The sequence below is a fragment of the Streptomyces sp. NPDC086080 genome (assembly GCF_044540255.1).
In the GTDB taxonomy this organism is placed as follows: Bacteria; Actinomycetota; Actinomycetes; order Streptomycetales; family Streptomycetaceae; genus Streptomyces.
Genome location: NZ_JBITRU010000008.1, coordinates 240,804 through 256,835 on the forward strand (window position 1 = coordinate 240,804; position 16,032 = coordinate 256,835).

Below are 16,032 nucleotides of genomic sequence, written 5' to 3' on the forward strand. Positions count from 1 at the left end.
GAGCACACCCGGATCCCTCCTCCCACTCACTGGAGCCGCCATGAGATCCACCGAACACCGCCACGACGTCCCCCGCACCGCCGCACTCCTCACCACCCTCCTGGGACTTCTCCTCCCGCTCCTCGCGCTCACCTCTCCGGCCGCCCACGCGGCACCCACCGGGTTCCGCGTCGAGAACGGCCGGCTGCTGGAGGCCTCCGGGAACGACTTCGTGATGCGGGGCGTCAACCACGCGCACACCTGGTACGCCGACCGGATCAGCTCCCTGGCGCACATCAAGGCCAAGGGCGCCAACACCGTGCGCGTCGTCCTCTCCAGCGGCGACCGGTGGACCCGAAACGACGCCTCCGACGTGGCGAACGTGGTCGCGCAGTGCAAACAGAACCGGCTGATCTGCGTGCTGGAGGTGCATGACACCACCGGCTACGGCGAGCAGAGCGGAGCGGTCACCCTCTCCCGTGCCGCCGACTACTGGATCGGCGTGCAGAGCGCCCTGGCCGGTCAGGAGGACTACGTCATCGTCAACATCGGCAACGAGCCGCACGGCAACACCGGCTACGCGAACTGGACGGCCGACACCAAGGCCGCGATCCAGAAGCTGCGCGACGCCGGCTTCGATCACACCCTGATGGTCGACGCCCCGAACTGGGGCCAGGACTGGGCGTTCACCATGCGCGACAACGCCGCCTCGGTCTTCGCCGCCGACCCGGACGCCAACACCGTGTTCTCCATCCACATGTACGGCGTGTTCGACACCGCCGCCGAGATCAGCGACTATCTGGGCCGCTTCGTCACCGCAGAACTCCCCATCGTGGTGGGCGAGTTCGGTCATGACCACTCCGACGGCAACCCCGACGAGGACACCATCCTGGCCGTCACCCGGCAGCTCGGTCTCGGGTACCTCGGCTGGTCCTGGAGCGGCAACGGCGGGGGCGTCGAGTACCTGGACATGGTCACGAACTTCGACCCGGACCAGCTGACCAGCTGGGGCGAGCGTCTGTTCAACGGCGCCGACGGCATCGCCGCCACGTCCGAGGAAGCCGCGGTCTTCGGGTCCGGTCCGGGCGACGACACCACGGCTCCGACCGCTCCCGGCACCCCGAGCGCCTCGGCGGTGACCGCGTCGTCCGTGACCCTGAGCTGGGGCGCGGCCACCGACGCGGTCGGGGTCACGGGCTACGACGTCGTGCGGGTCAGCGGTGGCACGGAGTCCGCCGCCGTCACGACGACCGGCACCTCCGCCACCGTCACCGGCCTCAGTCCCGACACCTCGTACACCTTCGCCGTCTACGCCCGGGACGCCGCCGGCAATCGCTCGCAGCGCTCCGCCACGGTGACCGTCAGCACGTCGGCCGGCGGTACGACGGGAGCCTGTGAGGTGGGCTACCGGGTGACCGGCGAGTGGCCCGGCGGCTTCCAGGGCGAGGTGACCATCCGCAACACCGGCAGCGCGGTGGTCAACGGCTGGACACTGCGCTGGACCTTCCCCGCCGACCAGCGGATCACCCACATGTGGGGCGGCACACCGGCCCAGAGCGGTTCCGAGGTCACCGTCACCTCCGCCGCGTACACCGCGTCGATCCCCGCGTCCGGCTCGGTCACGATCGGCTTCACGGGGGCCCGGTCCGGTGCGAACCCCAGCCCCACGGCGTTCGGCCTGAACGGCGCGGACTGCTCCGTGGCCTGATGGGCGGGCCGCCCGGGAGGAAAGCTCTCCTCCCGGGCGGCCGGCACCGGCCCGCCGGCCGGATCAGACGAGACGCGCGAAGACCACCAGGTTCTCGGTGTAGTCCTTGACCGAGTGGTCGTAGTCGCCGGCGCAGGTGATGAGCCGGACCTGGGCGTCGGGTGTGTCGGCGTAGACGCGCTCGTCGGGGAAGTCGTCCTTGTCGAAGGACTCCGCGTGGTCGACCACGAACGTGGCCCTGCTGCCGTCCTCGCGCACCACCCGGAAGCGGTCGCCCTTCTTCAACTCGTCGAGTCGCGCGAACACGGCCGGGGAGGTCGCCGTGTCCACGTGGCCGGCGATGATCGCCGTACCGCGTTCTCCCGGGGAGACGCCCTTGGCGTACCAGCCGACGAGGTTGGTGTTGTGGGCCGGCGGCGGGTCGAGCTGGCCCTTGCCGTTGATGGCGAGATCGGTGAAGGGGGCGTCGACGTCGATGCGGGGGATGACCAGCCGGGTCGGGTCGGCCCGCGGCAGGGACGCGCCGGCGGCGGGCTCGCCCGCGGCCGGGTCGCCGGAGGCCGGGGCGGACGGCGCCGCGGAGACCGCGGGACGCGCGTGCGGGCCGTGCGCGTCGTCGGGAGGGTCGCCCCCGCCGCCCAGCAGGGTCGTGACCAGCACCAGGCCGACCCCGCTCCAGAAGAGCGCCGTCATTATGGCGCGCAGTCTCCGCCGCGTCGGTGACGCCGGATCGGTTTCGGGGGGAGTGGGGGGACTGGCCGGCATCGGGGGGACCACCTCATTCGGGCACGGCAGCGGGTACGACATACAGATGAGCGAGCGGGGCCGTCGTGACGCGCGTGGCGCGCGGGACGGCCCCGGCCGCTATGACGCCGGGCACGGCTCAGGCCACGTCGCCGGTGGCCTTCTTACGGCGCAGCGCGTAGGCGCCGACGCCGAGGACTCCGAGTGCGGCGAGGCCGCCCGCGGTGACACCGGGCTGGGCGAGGCCGCCGCCACCGGTGTGCATGCCGCCGCTGGGCTTGTCGTGCTTCCACTCCTTGTCCTTCTTGTCGCCCCAGGACTCCTCCTTGTCGGAGTCGCCCTTGTCCTTGGCGGTACCCCAGTCCTCCTCGCTCACGGAGGCCAGGGCCCCGCCACCCGTGTGCATGCCACCGTGCGGCTTGCCGTACTTGTCCTCCTTCTCGTACTTCTCTTCCTTCTCCTTCTTGGCGCTGTCCCAGTCGCCCTCACCCACGGCGGCCAGGGCCCCGCCACCCGTGTGCATCCCGCCGTGCGGCTTGCCGTACTTGTCTTCCTTCTCGTACTTCTCTTCCTTGTCCTTCTTGGCGCTGTCCCAGTCGCCCTCGCCCACGGCGGCCAGGGCCCCGCCACCCGTGTGCATGCCACCGTGCGGCTTGCCGTACTTGTCTTCCTTGTCGTACTTACCTTCCTTGTCGTACTTGCTCTCCTTGTCGTACTCCTTGCTGGAGGAAGAGGAGCTGTGGCTGTCGTCACCGGGGTGGTCGGCAAAGGCTGCGGGCGCGGCGATAGCAAGGGCCGCCGTGGCCGTTGCGGTGGCAAGCACCATGCGGGCAGAGCGCATTGATCGGTCCTTCCGCGGAAGGCCGGGCAGCTGACTCCTCGTCAGCACGGATGTCCCGCCCTCCGGCATGATCCACAGTTGGTCATGCCGCACGGTCCCACCATCCGGGACGTTCACACGGGTTAACAGCCGTCACCCCTGCGGCGCACCCGGCACGATCGGCACGCCGCCCCGGGCTCACCTCCGGGCTCTCTTGTCCCTGGCCCGATCGCCACCTAGCCTGACTTTGTGCCGCAAATAAACAAAACCCGAACGCACAATGTGGTGCCGGGTACCGACCTCGTCCGACTCCGTCTCGCCCTCACCGCCTTCTTCGCTCTCGACGGCTTCGTCTTCGCCGGCTGGGTCGTGCGCATCCCCGCCATCAAGGAACAGACCGGCGCCTCCGCGAGCGAGCTGGGCCTCGCCCTGCTCGGCGTCTCCGCCGGGGCCGTCGTCACCATGACGCTCACCGGCCGGCTGTGCCGCCGGTACGGGAGCCATCTCGTCACCGTCGTCTGTGCGGTCCTGCTCTGTGTCGGCGTCGCCCTGCCTCCGCTGACCCACTCCGCCGCCGCCCTCGGCACCGTGCTCCTGCTGTTCGGCGCCGCCTACGGCGGGATCAACGTCGCCTTCAACAGTGCCGCCGTCGACCTGGTGGCCGCGCTGCGACGGCCCATCATGCCCAGCTTCCACGCCGCGTTCAGCCTGGGCGGCATGATCGGGGCGGGGCTGGGCGCGATGGTCGCCGGGTCCCTGTCGCCGACGCCGCACCTGTGGGGGCTCGCCGCCCTCGGGCTGGTGATGACGGCGGTCGCGGGGCGGGCGCTGATGCGCTGCGAGCCGCTCACACCGGCGGAAGACAATCGGGCCGGGCGGACGGCCCCGCGCCGGCTGGACCGGCGTACCCGGGCACTGGTGATCGTCTTCGGCCTCATCGCCCTGTGCACGGCGTACGGCGAAGGGGCGCTCGCCGACTGGGGCGCGCTCCATCTCGAGGAGGACCTGGACGCCTCGCCGGGTGCGGCGGCCATCGGGTACTCCCTCTTCGCGCTCGCCATGACGATCGGACGGCTCACCGGTACAACGCTGCTGGAGCGGCTGGGCCGGACCCGTACGATCCTCGTGGGCGGCTCCACCGCGGCGGCCGGGATGCTGCTCGGCGCGCTCTCCCCGTCCCTGCCGGCGGCCCTGTTCGGTTACGCGGTCACCGGTCTCGGTCTCGCGAACCTCTTCCCCGTGGCCATCGAGCGGGCGGGCGCCCTCGCGGGCCCCAACGGCGTGGCGACCGCCTCCACCCTGGGCTACGGGGGCATGCTCCTCGGCCCGCCCGCGATCGGCTTCATGGCGGACTGGTTCAGCCTCCCGGCGGCCCTGACCAGTGTGGCGGTGCTGGCCGCGGTGGCCACCGTCATCGGCTTCGCGACCCGCCATGTGAAGGCGGCCTGATCCGTACGGCCGTCCCGGCGGCGTCCGGGTGGTGTGGCCGGCGGCCGGATCAAGCTCTCCGTCGCGGGGTACCCGGATGTCGGCTCCGCCGGTCCTGCGCCGGCGGACGCCGTGCCACCACCCCTTGTATCCGCGGGAGAGACCGTGACCGAGCAGCAGAACCCCGTCGACCAGCATCCGACCCCCGACTTCCCGGCCCAGGACCAGCCGCATCCCGGCTGGACCGGCCCGATGGATCCGCCGCCGGACCACGGTGAGGACTCCTACCGGGGCAGCGGCCGACTGACGGACCGTACGGCCGTGATCACCGGCGGCGACTCGGGGATCGGCCGGGCGGTCGCTCTCGCGTTCGCCCGGGAGGGTGCCGACGTCCTCTTCACCTATCTGGACAGCGAGAAGGAGGACGCCGACGAGACCGCACGCCTGGTGTCGGAGGCAGGCCGGCGGGCCGTGGCCGTCGCGTGCGATGTCCGGGAGGAGGAGAACTGCCGGGCCCTGATCGAGCGCGCGGCGCGGGAGTTCGGCCGGATCGACATCCTGGTGAACAACGCCGCGTACCAGATGTCACAGCCCGACGGCATCGAGGCGATCTCCACCGAGCAGTTCGACCGCGTACTGCGGACCAATCTGTACGGCATGTTCTGGCTGTGCAAGATGGCGCTGCCGCACATGCGGGAGGGGGCCTGCATCATCAACTCGGCCTCCGTGCAGGCCTACAAACCGAGTCCGCATCTGCTGGACTACGCGACCACCAAGGGCGCCATCGTCACGTTCACCCAAGGGCTGGCGAAGATGCTGATCGAGCGGGGGATCCGGGTGAACGCCGTGGCGCCGGGCCCGGTGTGGACGCCACTGATCCCGGCGACGCTGCCGGACACGGCGGAGTTCGGCAAGCAGGCTCCCATCGGCCGGCCCGCCCAGCCGGCCGAGCTGGCCCCGGCGTATGTCTTCCTCGCTTCCCAGGAGGCGTCCTACATCACCGCCGAGATCGTCAACGCGACGGGCGGGACCCCGCTGCCGTAGGCCGGGAGCGGTCCGCCGTACGGCAGAATCGCCCCCATGGACACTGCCCGGTTCCTGGAAACCCTTGAGAAAGAGGGCCAGTTGCTGGCCGACGCCGCGGCGGAGGCCGGTATGACCGCCTCCGTTCCGCCCTGCCCCGGCTGGGACGTGCGGGACCTGCTCCGGCACACCGGCGTGGTGCACCGCTGGGCCGCCGCCTTCGTCGCCGACGCACACCTGACGCCCCGCCCGATGGGTGAGCACCCCGAGCTGGACGGCCCCGAACTCGTGACCTGGTACCGCGACAGTCACCGGCGTCTGGTGGACACCCTTGCGGGTGCCGCGCCCGACCTGGAGTGCTTCACGTTTCTGCCCGGCCCGTCCTCCGCGCTCGCGTTCTGGGCCCGCCGCCAGGCGCACGAGACCACGGTCCACCGGTTCGACGCGCAATCGGCCCGCGGCGGTGTCCCGGACCCCGTCGCCACGGACTTCGCCGTGGACGGCGTCGACGAGCTGCTGTGCGGCTTTCACGCCCGGCGCAAGAGCCGGATACGCACCGACGGGCCCCGGGTCCTGCGAGTACGCGCGACCGACGCGGACGCGGTGTGGACCGTACGTCTGTCCCCGGAGCCACCCGTGACCACGCGGGACGCGGCCGGGATCGCGGAGTGTGAACTGGCCGGACCGGCGGAGCGGTTGTATCTGGCGCTGTGGAACCGGCTGCCGGTCCCGGCCCTGTCGGGCGATCCCGGACTCGCGCAACTGTGGCGGGAGACGTCCGCCGTGGTCTGAACCCCGCGGGCCCAGTCGGCGGGGCTCGGGGTGCCGGGGCCCTGGGCTGCCCGGCTCTGGGTTGCCCGGGCCCCGGGTGGCCGGGGCAGGCACCGCGCCGCACCGGCAGGAGCTCGCCGTGCGGCGCGCGCTGCTGCGGCGTGGGTGTTGCTTGCCTGCCGGGAGTACGCCTGTTTGACTGCTCGGGTGCGTGCGATCAGGGGGCGGGAATGACGGGTCACGGAGGACGGCGGACCCAGGCCGAGCGCGACGCGATCACCGTGGAGACCGGGTACGCGCTGCTGAGCGCGGCCTTCGCGGCGGCGCTCGTCCTCGGGGCCGTGGCGGGGCCGGCGTGGCTCTTCGAACTGCCGGATGCCGTAGAGGTGTCGCTGTTCCGCGCCGGGCTGGTGCTCGCGACCGCCCTGTTCGCCGTCCGGACCGTCGCCGTGCTGGTGAGGTTCCGACGAGCCGCTCAGCCCAGCCAGCCCGGCCGTACAAGTCCCGACTCGTAGGCCAGGACCACCAGTTGGGCCCGGTCTCGGGTGCCCAGTTTCACCATGGTACGGCTGACGTGGGTCTTCGCGGTGAGCGGACTGACCACCAGTCGGCGTGCGATCTCCTCGTTGGACAGACCCATGCCGACCAATGCCATGACCTCCCGTTCCCGATCGGTGAGCTCGGCGAGGGCGCCGGCCTCGGCCGGCTCCTTGGAGCGGGCCGCGAACTCGGCGATCAGCCGGCGGGTCACCCCGGGTGACAGCAGCGCGTCGCCCCCGACCACCGCCCGCACCGCGCGCAGGAGTTCCTCCGGCTCGGTGTCCTTGACCAGGAAGCCCGAGGCTCCTGAGCGGATCGCCTCGAAGACGTACTCGTCCAGCTCGAAGGTGGTGAGCATGACGACCTTCACGTCGTGCAGCTCCGCGTCCCCCGTCACCCGGCGGGTGGCGGCCAGGCCGTCGAGGGCGGGCATACGGATGTCCATCAGCACGACATCGGGCCGCAGTTCGCGGACCAGACGCACGGCCTCCTCGCCGTCGGCCGCCTCCCCCGCCACCTCGATGTCGGGCTGCGCGTCCAGCAGCGCGCGGAAACCTGCCCGGACCAGTGACTGGTCGTCGGCGAGCAGTACACGGATCACCGGTCCTCCTCGACCTCGAGCGGCAGTTCGGCGACCACCCGGAACCCGCCGTCGGGGCGCGGGCCCGCCTCGATGGTGCCACCCAGCGCGGCGGCCCGCTCCCGCATCCCGGCCAGCCCGGTTCCACCGCCTCCCGCGTCGGCGCCGGTGGCCGGCCCGTCGTCGTCGACGCACAGCCGCAGTCGTCCCCCGCCCTGTCCGACGCGCACGCGCGCCTCCCGCGAGCCCGAGTGCCGTACGACGTTGGTGAGCGCCTCCTGGACGATCCGGAAGGCGGCCAGGTCCGCCCCGGGCGGCAGCGGCGGCGGCTCCCCCTCGACGGTGACGGTGAGGCCCGCGCTCGCGGCCTGTTCCACCAGCTCGGGCAGCCGGTCCAGACCGGGGGCGGGCGCCCGGGGCGCGGTGCCGGGCGCGCGCAGCGTGTCGAGCACCTGGCGCACCTCCCCCAGCGCCTCCTTGCTCTTGGCCTTGATGGTGGCGAGCGCGGTGCGCGCCTGCTCCGGGTCGCTGTCCAGGAGTGCGAGCCCGACGCCCGCCTGCACATTGATGACGGAGATGCTGTGCGCCAGCACGTCATGCAGGTCCCGGGCGATCCGGAGCCGTTCCTCGTCCGCGCGCCGCCGCGCCGCCCGGACCCGCTCGGCCCGTTCCCTCACCCAGTGCTCGCGGCGGATCCTGGCCAGCTCCGACACCGCCAGCAGCGCCACCACCCAGGTGGCGATCACGATCTCCTGGTTCCACGAGGCGGCGTGATCACCGGACGGTGGCAGCCACCGGTAGAGGACGTGGGCGATCAGTAGGTGGCCCGCCCAGAACACCCCCATCGCCGCCCAGGTCGCGTGCCGGTGTCCCGAGACGACGGCGCCGAAGCAGGCCACGACGACGGTGAGGAACACCGGACCGTACGGATATCCCGCCCCCGCATAGAGCAGGACCGCGGCCACCGTCCCGTACACCACGTGCACGGGGTGACGCCTGCGCCACAGCAGCATCGCGCCGGCCACGAGGAGCAGCACCCTGCCGAAGGGGTCGAGGGCGACCCGCTGGCCCTCCTGGGCGTGGTCCGCGACGTGGGATCCGATCAGCACGAACGCCGTGAGCAGCACGGTGGAACGCCACGGCCACCGCGGGCGCCGGTGCCGGGTCCCGCCGTCCCCGTCGTCCTCGAAAGGCCCCTCGTGCTCCTCTGCCCAGCGGCTCCACGGAGGTGGGCCGGGCCGCCACCCCCGGGGCGGTCGCCCGTGGCGCCACCGTCCCGTGGGCCCGCGCGCGGGTCCACGCTGCTCGTCCATGTCCGCCACGCTAGACGCCGGGCGCCCCGGACGGCGTCAGCCCGGCGTGGCGGTCACACGTACTCCCGGCGCAGTACGTCCGACCCCCCGGCCTCCTACGACAGCCGGGCGGCGGTCCCTGCCGCCGGGCCGTTCGCGGGGCCGGTCGCCGGGCCGTTCGCGGGGCCCTTCTGCGGATAGACCAGGCCGACGGTGTGCGCGAGTTGTCCCACCGTGTGGCGGAAGAACGTGTCGCGGTCCTCGACGACCCGGTTGAACTGCCCGAACAGCTCGAACCCGATCAGCCCGAACAGCTGGGCCCAGGTGGCCACCATCGTCACCACCACCTCGGGCGGCAGGTCGGGGGCGAGGTCGGCTGCCATGCGCACGGCCTCGGGCTTCAGTTCGGCCGGCAGTACGGGCCTGGCGAGACCGAGGCCCTGGTGCGCGTCGCGGAGGATACCGATGACGACCATGGCGCCGCGGGCGGCGGACGGCACGGTCGTGGCGGGCGCGACATAACCGGGCACCGGAGTTCCGTAGATCAGCGCGTACTCGTGCGGGTGCTCGAGCGCCCAGCCGCGCACGCCCTCGCAGACGGCGGTCCAGCACGCGATCGGCCCGGCACCGGCGGCCGCGTCGCGGGCCGTTTCAGCCGCCTCGCCGATGGAGTCGTAGGCGTCGATGATGAGAGAGGTCAGCAGGTCGTCACGGGCCGGGAAGTAGCGGTAGAGGGCGGAGGAGGCCATGCCGAGCTCACGGGCCACGGCGCGCAGCGAGAGCTTGGCGGCGCCTTCCTTCGCGAGCTGTCTGCGGGCTTCCTCCTTGATGGCCGCGGTGACTTCGATCCTGGCCCTCGCGCGGGCCCCCTGTGTGCTGCTCATGAGGGCAGTGTCCCACGAAAGCAGAGCACTGCACACAAACAAGAGCAGCGAACGCGTTTGCGAGCAGCGCCCACACACGAGAGCACTGCTCTTGCTTTGGAGCACCGCTCTCAGGCAGACTATGCAGCAGCAAGCGAGAGCACTGCTCACGTAAGCGAGCAGTGCTCTCGAAGTGGATTACTGCTCTCCATCGACGCGGGATCAGCGCTCTCGAAACAGATCAGTGCTCGCCTCGTCGTCCGAGCGGGCGTCACACACCCACCATCCACCGGAGTCCCCTGTGTCCATGTCCACCCACGTCAAGAAGCCCGGCTGGCTGACCGTCAACGTGCTCAACCGCTTCGTCGCCTGGCTGACCCGCCGCGGCCTCAGCGTCTGGGGCTCCCGCGTCCTCGCCGTCCGCGGCCGCAAGAGCGGCCAGTGGCGCACGACCCCGGTCAACCTGCTCACCGTCGACGGCGCCCAGTACCTCGTGGCGCCGCGCGGCCACGTCCAGTGGACCCACAACATGCGCGCGGCCGGCGGGGGCGAGCTGCGCCTCGGCAAGACCGTCGAGGTCTTCACCGCCGCAGAGGTGGCCGACGACGACAAGCCACCTCTGCTGCGCGCCTACCTCAAGCGTTGGAAGGCCGAGGTCGGGGCCTTCTTCAACGGAGTCGGCCCCGACTCCTCCGACGACGAACTGCGCCGCATCGCCCCCGACCACCCGGTCTTCCGCATCACGGTCAGGAGCTGACCTCGTCACCCGCCGGACGCCGGTCCAGCGCCAGCAGGGCACGGTGGGCCAGCGGGTGGGTACGGACCAGCTCACCGAGCGACGTGGAGCCCTGAGTGATGTCCTTGAACGCCTTCCACGCCGGGCGGAAGCCGGTGAGGACCGCGTGGAAGACTCCGGGACGCCGCTCGAACGCCGCGAGCATCCGCTTGCCGACGCTCATCTCCACGCCGAGCCCCGCCTTGACGGCGAAGGCGTAGTTCAGCGCCTGCCGGCGCGCGTCCACGGCATCGTGGGCCTCGGCGATCCGCACCGCCCACTCCCCCGCCAGCCGGCCCGAGCGCAGCGCGAAGGAGATGCCTTCACGGGTCCACGGCTCCAGCAGTCCGGCGGCGTCCCCGCAGACCAGCACCCGACCGCGCGACAGCGGGGAGTCGTCGGCGCGGCAGCGGGTCAAGTGCCCGGAGGACATGCTCGGTTCGAAGCCGGCGAGGCCGAGCCGCCCGATGAAGTCCTCCAAGTACCGCTTGGTCGCGGCCCCTTCACCGCGCCGGGAGATCACCCCGACGGTCAGCGTGTCTCCCTTGGGGAAGACCCAGCCGTAACTGCCGGGCAGGGGGCCCCAGTCGATGAGCACCCGCCCTCTCCAGTCCTCGGCGACGGTCTCCGGGACCGGGATCTCCGCCTCCAGGCCCAGGTCGACCTGGTCCAGCTTGACCCCGACGTGCGCTCCTATCCGGCCCGCGCTGCCGTCCGCGCCGACCACGGCCCGCGCCAGCACCGTCTCACCGCCCTGCAGTACGACGGCGACCGTTCGCCGGTCCGGTACCGACGGGCCGTGCTGCTCCACCCGCTGCACGGTGACGCCGGTGCGCAGCTCGGCGCCCGCCTTCTGCGCGTGCTCCACGAGTTGCTGGTCGAACTCGGGCCGGTTGATCAGCCCGAACATCATCTGACGGGAGCGCCGGGTGCGACTGAAGCGGCCGTTGTGGGAGAACGTCACCGCGTGCACCCGGTCCTTGAAAGGAAGGTCGAAGCCGGGTGGGAGCGAGTCGCGCGACGGGCCGATGATGCCGCCGCCGCACGTTTTGTAGCGTGGCAGGTCCGCCTTCTCCAGCAACAGCACACGCCGTCCCGCGACCGCCGCCGCGTAGGCGGCCGAGGCCCCCGCGGGTCCCGCGCCCACCACGACGACGTCCCACACCTGCCGCACGTCGTCCGCCGAAGAGTTCTCGCTGCTCACGATGGTCTACTGCTCCCGATCCAGCCGCCTGCCGCCCATGTCCTCCCGCATCCTACGGCGGCGATCGTCTGGGGCCACTGTGGGAGGATCGGAGGCGTAAGTGCCCCGTACACGGGTCCTCACGCACACCGCACGATCATCTCGTACGAAGAAGTTCGCACACGTACAACGTCGCACCCACAAGGAGCGTGCCCATGTCGTCGAATCCGGTCGCCGCGACCGTCGCCTCGCTGATGCCCAGGGCGAAGGAGGAGCTCACCGAGCTGGTGGCCTTCAAGTCGGTGGCGGACTTCGGCCAGTTCCCGCGCGGCGAGAGCGCGGGCGCGGCGCGCTGGATCACCGACGCGCTCACCGCCGAGGGCTTCGAGGACGTGACTCTGCTGGACACCCCGGACGGCACGCAGTCGGTCTACGGCCGTCTGCCCGGCCCCGAGGGTGCGAAGACCGTGCTGCTGTACGCGCACTACGACGTGCAGCCGCCGCTGGACGAATCGGGCTGGACCACCCCGCCCTTCGAACTGACCGAACGTGACGGCCGCTGGTACGGGCGCGGAACCGCCGACTGCAAGGGCGGGCTCATCATGCACCTGCTGGCGCTGCGCGCGTTGAAGGCGAACGGCGGCGTCCCCGTACACGTCAAGGTGATCGTCGAGGGCTCGGAGGAACAGGGCACCGGCGGCCTGGAGCGGTACGCCGAGGAGCACCCCGAGCTGCTGACGGCCGACACCATCGTGATCGGCGACGCGGGCAACTTCCGCGCCGGTCTGCCGACGGTCACCACGACACTGCGTGGCATGACGCTGGTCCGCGTGCGGATCGACACGCTCGAGGGCAACCTGCACTCCGGTCAGTTCGGCGGGGCCGCGCCGGACGCGCTGGCCGCGCTGGTGCGCGTACTGGACTCGCTGCGCGCCGAGGACGGCACCACGACCGTGGACGGGCTGAGCGGCGACAGGGTGTGGGACGGACTGCAGTACGACGACGAGCAGTTCCGCAAGGACGCCCATGTGCTCGACGGGGTGGAGTTGACCGGTTCCGGCACGGTCGCCGACCGCATCTGGGCGCGTCCCTCGGTCACCGTGCTCGGCATCGACTGTCCGCCGGTGGTCGGCGCGACACCGTCCGTGCAGGCGAGCGCCCGCGCGCTGATCAGCCTGCGGGTGCCGCCGGGCGTGGACTCCGACGAGGCGACGAAGCTCCTCCGGGCACACCTGGAGTCGCACACCCCGTGGGGGGCGCGGGTGAGCACCGAGCAGATCGGTCAGGGGCAGGCTTTCCGCGCGGACACCACCAGCCCTGCCTACCGGGCGATGGCCGACGCGATGGCGGTGGCGTATCCGGGCCAGGAGATGCAGTACGCCGGCCAGGGCGGTTCGATCCCGCTGTGCAACACCCTCGGCACCCTCTATCCGAAGGCGGAGGTCCTGCTCATCGGGCTGAGCGAGCCGGAGGCGCGGATCCACGCGGTGAACGAGAGCGTGTCCCCGGACGAGTTGGAGCGACTGTCGGTCGCCGAGGCGCTGTTCCTGCGCAACTACGCGTCCGGCGCGCACTGACCGACGGCGGTTCGCCAAACCTTCCACGGCGAAGTCCCCGTTCACAGGCGGGGACTTCGCCCGACGGGACCACGGACCCGGCCCGCGCGGGGAGAGGCGGGCATCCGCCCGTTGCCGCCGCCGGGCCGGTCCCCCGGCCGTCAGCCGACCGGCACGCCGGCCTCCAGATACATCGCCTTCCCGCGTTCCCGTGCCCGCAGTGCCCTGCGCAGCCGTTCGTAGCGGACCGGTGGAAGTAGTTCGGCGGCCTCGGCCTCGGAGACGAAGCGCCAGCCGCGCAGTTCCGGGCCGGGCAGCAGCAGCCGTCCGGTGTCCGCGGAGTCGAGACGTCCGCCGTCGAAGAGCAGCCGCAGGCCACCGAACCCCGGCGGCGCGGGTGGCTCCCAGTCGACGACGAGGAGGGCCGGCACGTCGTCGAGGCGGATCCCGGTCTCCTCGGCGACCTCGCGCATGCCCGCGCGCGCGGGGGCCTCACCACGTTCGACCACTCCGCCCGGGAACTCCCAGCCCGCCTTGTAGGTCGGGTCGACGAGCAGCACCCGGTCCTGCTCGTCGAAGAGCAGGACCCCGGCGGCGACCGTCTCGGCGGTGGGCTCGGGCGTCTGCACGATGTCACAGGCGGGGACCGCCCCGCTGCCGACCGCCTCGGCGATCCGCAGGGCGGTGTCGTACGGCGTCAGGGTTCCGCTGTCGATTGGGTAGGCGTCGGCGGTGAGCCAGGCGGCGAGGGCCGCCTTGTACGGCTCGATGTGGTCGTACGCCCACTGCCGGACGCGTATCTCCCCGTCGGGGAGGTCCACGGGGACCTCGCGGGCGGCTATGCGCTCCCGCAGGATCGTTTCCGCCGGAGTGAGGAGAACATGGCTGACCGGTATCCGGCGGGCCGCGAGACCGCCGAAGATCTCGTCACGGTACTCCTGGCGCAGCAGGGTCATGGGGACCACGAGGGTCCCGCCGAGCTCGGCGAGCATCGCGGCCGCGGTGTCGATCACGAGTCGTCGCCAGATCGGGAGGTTCTGGATGTCGCCGACCTCGGCGAGGCGTTTGGGCGGAAGGAGTGTCTCCAGTGCTCCGCCGATGACCTCGGGGTCGAAGAGCGTGCTGTTCGGGATCAGCTCGATCAGTTCACGCGCGGTGGTGGTCTTCCCCGCCCCGAACGCGCCGTTGATCCAGACGATCACGGTTCCCCCTCTTCTGTTGGCCCCCTGTGGCTTGCCCGCTCCACCCTGCCACGGAAACCGGCTCCCGTTGAGAACGCATGACAACGGCGCCGATGCCCCTCCCGTCCAGGGGCACCGGCGCCGTACGGCTCCGCGGTGGGGTCCGTCAGGCCTTGTCCTCCTGGGCGACGTCCAGCTCCAGCGTGTTGTTCTCGCCGACGGTCCGGTCGAGGGTGCCGATCGTGTCCTCGACGTCGAGACCACCGAGGACGGTGTCACCGAGCGCGTGGGACGGGGTGACCGCCGCGACGACGAAACCCGTGGCGAGGGAGGCGATGGCGAGCATGCTGCGCTTCTTCATACCCGGCTCAACTGCGCGGACCGCCCCGGGGTCACGCCCCGCTTCCCGGACTCCGCCGGCCCGCCGTCCGTCGCGCGCCCCCTCACACCCCCGCGACCCCCGCGACCGCCGTGTCCGCCCGGCCGGCCAGCGCCGCCGCCGCGGCGCCCACCAGACCCGCGTCGGTGCCCATCCGGGCCGGAGTCACCACGAGGCGCTGGACGAAGGAGAGGGTGGCGTACTCGGTGAGCGCCTTGCGCAGGGGGGCGAACAGGACCTCGCCCGCCTTGGCCACACCCCCTCCGATCACGGCTATGTCGATCTCGACGAGCGTCGCGGTGGCCGCGATGCCGGCGGCCAGCGCCCTGGCCGCCCGCTCGAAGGACGCCACGGCCACCGGGTCCCCGGCCCGGGCGGCGGCGGCCACCGCCGCGGCGGAGGTGTCGCCGTCCGGGCCGGGCAGCCAGCCGCTGTCCAGGGCGCGGCGGGCGATGTTGGGGCCGCTGGCGATGCGCTCCACACAGCCGCGCGCTCCGCAGGGGCACGGGTCGCCGTCGAGGTCGACGCTGATGTGGCCGATGTGGCCGGCGTTCCCGGTGGGCCCCGGATGGAGCCGGCCGCCGAGCACCAGCCCGCCACCGACCCCCGTGGAGACCACCATGCACAACGCGTTGTCGTGGCCGCGCGCGGCACCCTGCCAGTGTTCGGCGGCCGCGATGGCCACACCGTCGCCGATCAGTTCCACCGGCAGTCCCCCGGCCGCGTCCCGGACCCGGGCGACGAGGGGGTAGTCCCGCCAGCCCGGCACGTTCACGGGACTCACCGTGCCGGTGGAGGCGTCGACGGGGCCGGCGCTTCCGATGCCCACGGCGCCCGCGCGGCACCACAGACCGGACGCCGTGAGTTCGCCGAGCACCGCCTCGACCGCGCACATGACGGTCTCCCCGTCCTCACGCGCGGGTGTCGGCCGCTGGACGCGGACCAGGATCCGGCCCTGGCTGTCCACCAGCGCGCCGGCGATCTTGGTGCCGCCGATGTCGAGCGCGGCCACGAAGTCGGTGTGCATCAGTGTCGGATCTCCCCGTCAGAACGTCCGAAAATCGCCGAGAACGACCATGTGCGACCACCAGGCAACACATGGACACGGACAACGGCCCGGTCGAACGGTGACGCGTGGGCCGGAGTGCGCGTCGGACAGTGTCTCCCGACTCTGACAACGTTGTCCAGGCTCTATGCTCGACGCCACATC

16 protein-coding genes are annotated in these 16,032 nt (G+C 71.9%); 7 read left to right on the top strand and 9 right to left on the bottom strand.

Annotation, left to right across the window (positions count from 1 at the left end):
* Positions 1–40: 40 nt before the first annotated feature.
* Positions 41–1,687, top strand: a complete 1,647-nt coding sequence (locus ACIF9R_RS13340; RefSeq protein ID WP_399978430.1) for a cellulase family glycosylhydrolase — start codon at positions 41–43, stop codon at positions 1,685–1,687.
* Positions 1,688–1,750: 63 nt separating this feature from the next.
* Here ACIF9R_RS13340 and ACIF9R_RS13345 read toward each other — a convergent pair whose 3' ends face one another.
* Positions 1,751–2,380, bottom strand: coding sequence for a class F sortase (locus ACIF9R_RS13345; protein WP_399978433.1), 630 nt, complete (start codon positions 2,378–2,380; stop codon positions 1,751–1,753).
* A gap of 190 nt (positions 2,381–2,570) precedes the next feature.
* A complete protein-coding gene (locus tag ACIF9R_RS13350) occupies positions 2,571–3,272 on the bottom strand; it encodes a hypothetical protein (protein ID WP_399978436.1) in 702 nt (233 codons plus the stop codon).
* A gap of 264 nt (positions 3,273–3,536) precedes the next feature.
* Here ACIF9R_RS13350 and ACIF9R_RS13355 point away from each other — a divergent pair, with 264 nt between their 5' ends.
* From ACIF9R_RS13355 to ACIF9R_RS13370, 4 genes are all read left to right on the top strand, one after another.
* Positions 3,537–4,700, top strand: coding sequence for an MFS transporter (locus ACIF9R_RS13355; protein ID WP_399978438.1), 1,164 nt, complete (start codon positions 3,537–3,539; stop codon positions 4,698–4,700).
* Positions 4,701–4,844: 144 nt separating this feature from the next.
* Positions 4,845–5,723: an SDR family oxidoreductase gene (locus ACIF9R_RS13360; protein ID WP_399978441.1), complete on the top strand. Its 879-nt coding sequence runs from the start codon at positions 4,845–4,847 to the stop codon at positions 5,721–5,723.
* A gap of 36 nt (positions 5,724–5,759) precedes the next feature.
* The gene (locus tag ACIF9R_RS13365) at positions 5,760–6,494 is read left to right on the top strand and encodes a maleylpyruvate isomerase family mycothiol-dependent enzyme (RefSeq protein WP_399978444.1); all 735 of its coding nucleotides are present in this window, start codon (positions 5,760–5,762) and stop codon (positions 6,492–6,494) included.
* 209 nt (positions 6,495–6,703) lie between these two features.
* Entirely contained in the window at positions 6,704–6,988 is a 285-nt protein-coding gene (locus ACIF9R_RS13370) for a DUF6332 family protein (RefSeq protein WP_399978446.1), read from the top strand.
* Here ACIF9R_RS13370 and ACIF9R_RS13375 read toward each other — a convergent pair.
* The 3 genes from ACIF9R_RS13375 to ACIF9R_RS13385 all read right to left on the bottom strand — a co-directional run bounded on the left by ACIF9R_RS13375 (position 6,949) and on the right by ACIF9R_RS13385 (position 9,769).
* Positions 6,949–7,614, bottom strand: a complete 666-nt coding sequence (locus tag ACIF9R_RS13375) for a response regulator (RefSeq protein ID WP_399978449.1) — start codon at positions 7,612–7,614, stop codon at positions 6,949–6,951. The genes ACIF9R_RS13370 and ACIF9R_RS13375 overlap by 40 nt on opposite strands.
* Entirely contained in the window at positions 7,611–8,915 is a 1,305-nt protein-coding gene (locus tag ACIF9R_RS13380) for a sensor histidine kinase (protein ID WP_399978452.1), read from the bottom strand. The genes ACIF9R_RS13375 and ACIF9R_RS13380 overlap by 4 nt, the downstream gene beginning before the upstream one ends.
* Before the next feature lie 86 nt (positions 8,916–9,001).
* Complete coding sequence (locus ACIF9R_RS13385; protein WP_399978455.1) at positions 9,002–9,769, bottom strand: TetR/AcrR family transcriptional regulator; 768 nt, start codon at positions 9,767–9,769, stop codon at positions 9,002–9,004.
* Between the two features lie 286 nt (positions 9,770–10,055).
* Here ACIF9R_RS13385 and ACIF9R_RS13390 point away from each other — a divergent pair, with 286 nt between their 5' ends.
* Complete coding sequence (locus ACIF9R_RS13390) at positions 10,056–10,505, top strand: nitroreductase family deazaflavin-dependent oxidoreductase (RefSeq protein WP_399978457.1); 450 nt, start codon at positions 10,056–10,058, stop codon at positions 10,503–10,505.
* Here the strand turns inward: ACIF9R_RS13390 and ACIF9R_RS13395 are convergent.
* On the bottom strand, positions 10,495–11,727 hold the full coding sequence (locus tag ACIF9R_RS13395) for a geranylgeranyl reductase family protein (protein WP_399978461.1): 1,233 nt from the start codon (positions 11,725–11,727) through the stop codon (positions 10,495–10,497). The two genes, ACIF9R_RS13390 and ACIF9R_RS13395, sit on opposite strands and share 11 nt — an antisense overlap.
* Before the next feature lie 194 nt (positions 11,728–11,921).
* Between ACIF9R_RS13395 and ACIF9R_RS13400 the strand changes: the two genes are divergently transcribed.
* Positions 11,922–13,283, top strand: a complete 1,362-nt coding sequence (locus ACIF9R_RS13400; protein ID WP_399978464.1) for a dipeptidase — start codon at positions 11,922–11,924, stop codon at positions 13,281–13,283.
* A 140-nt stretch (positions 13,284–13,423) separates the two neighbouring features.
* On the opposite strand, the gene ACIF9R_RS13405 is transcribed toward ACIF9R_RS13400, so the two are convergent.
* The 3 genes from ACIF9R_RS13405 to ACIF9R_RS13415 form a co-directional block, all read right to left on the bottom strand.
* Positions 13,424–14,464 (bottom strand): NUDIX domain-containing protein, encoded by a 1,041-nt coding sequence (locus ACIF9R_RS13405; protein ID WP_399978466.1) that lies wholly within the window; start codon positions 14,462–14,464, stop codon positions 13,424–13,426.
* A gap of 145 nt (positions 14,465–14,609) precedes the next feature.
* Entirely contained in the window at positions 14,610–14,804 is a 195-nt protein-coding gene (locus ACIF9R_RS13410) for a hypothetical protein (protein WP_399978469.1), read from the bottom strand.
* 82 nt (positions 14,805–14,886) lie between these two features.
* Complete coding sequence (locus ACIF9R_RS13415; RefSeq protein WP_399978472.1) at positions 14,887–15,849, bottom strand: ROK family protein; 963 nt, start codon at positions 15,847–15,849, stop codon at positions 14,887–14,889.
* Positions 15,850–16,032: the final 183 nt, after the last annotated feature.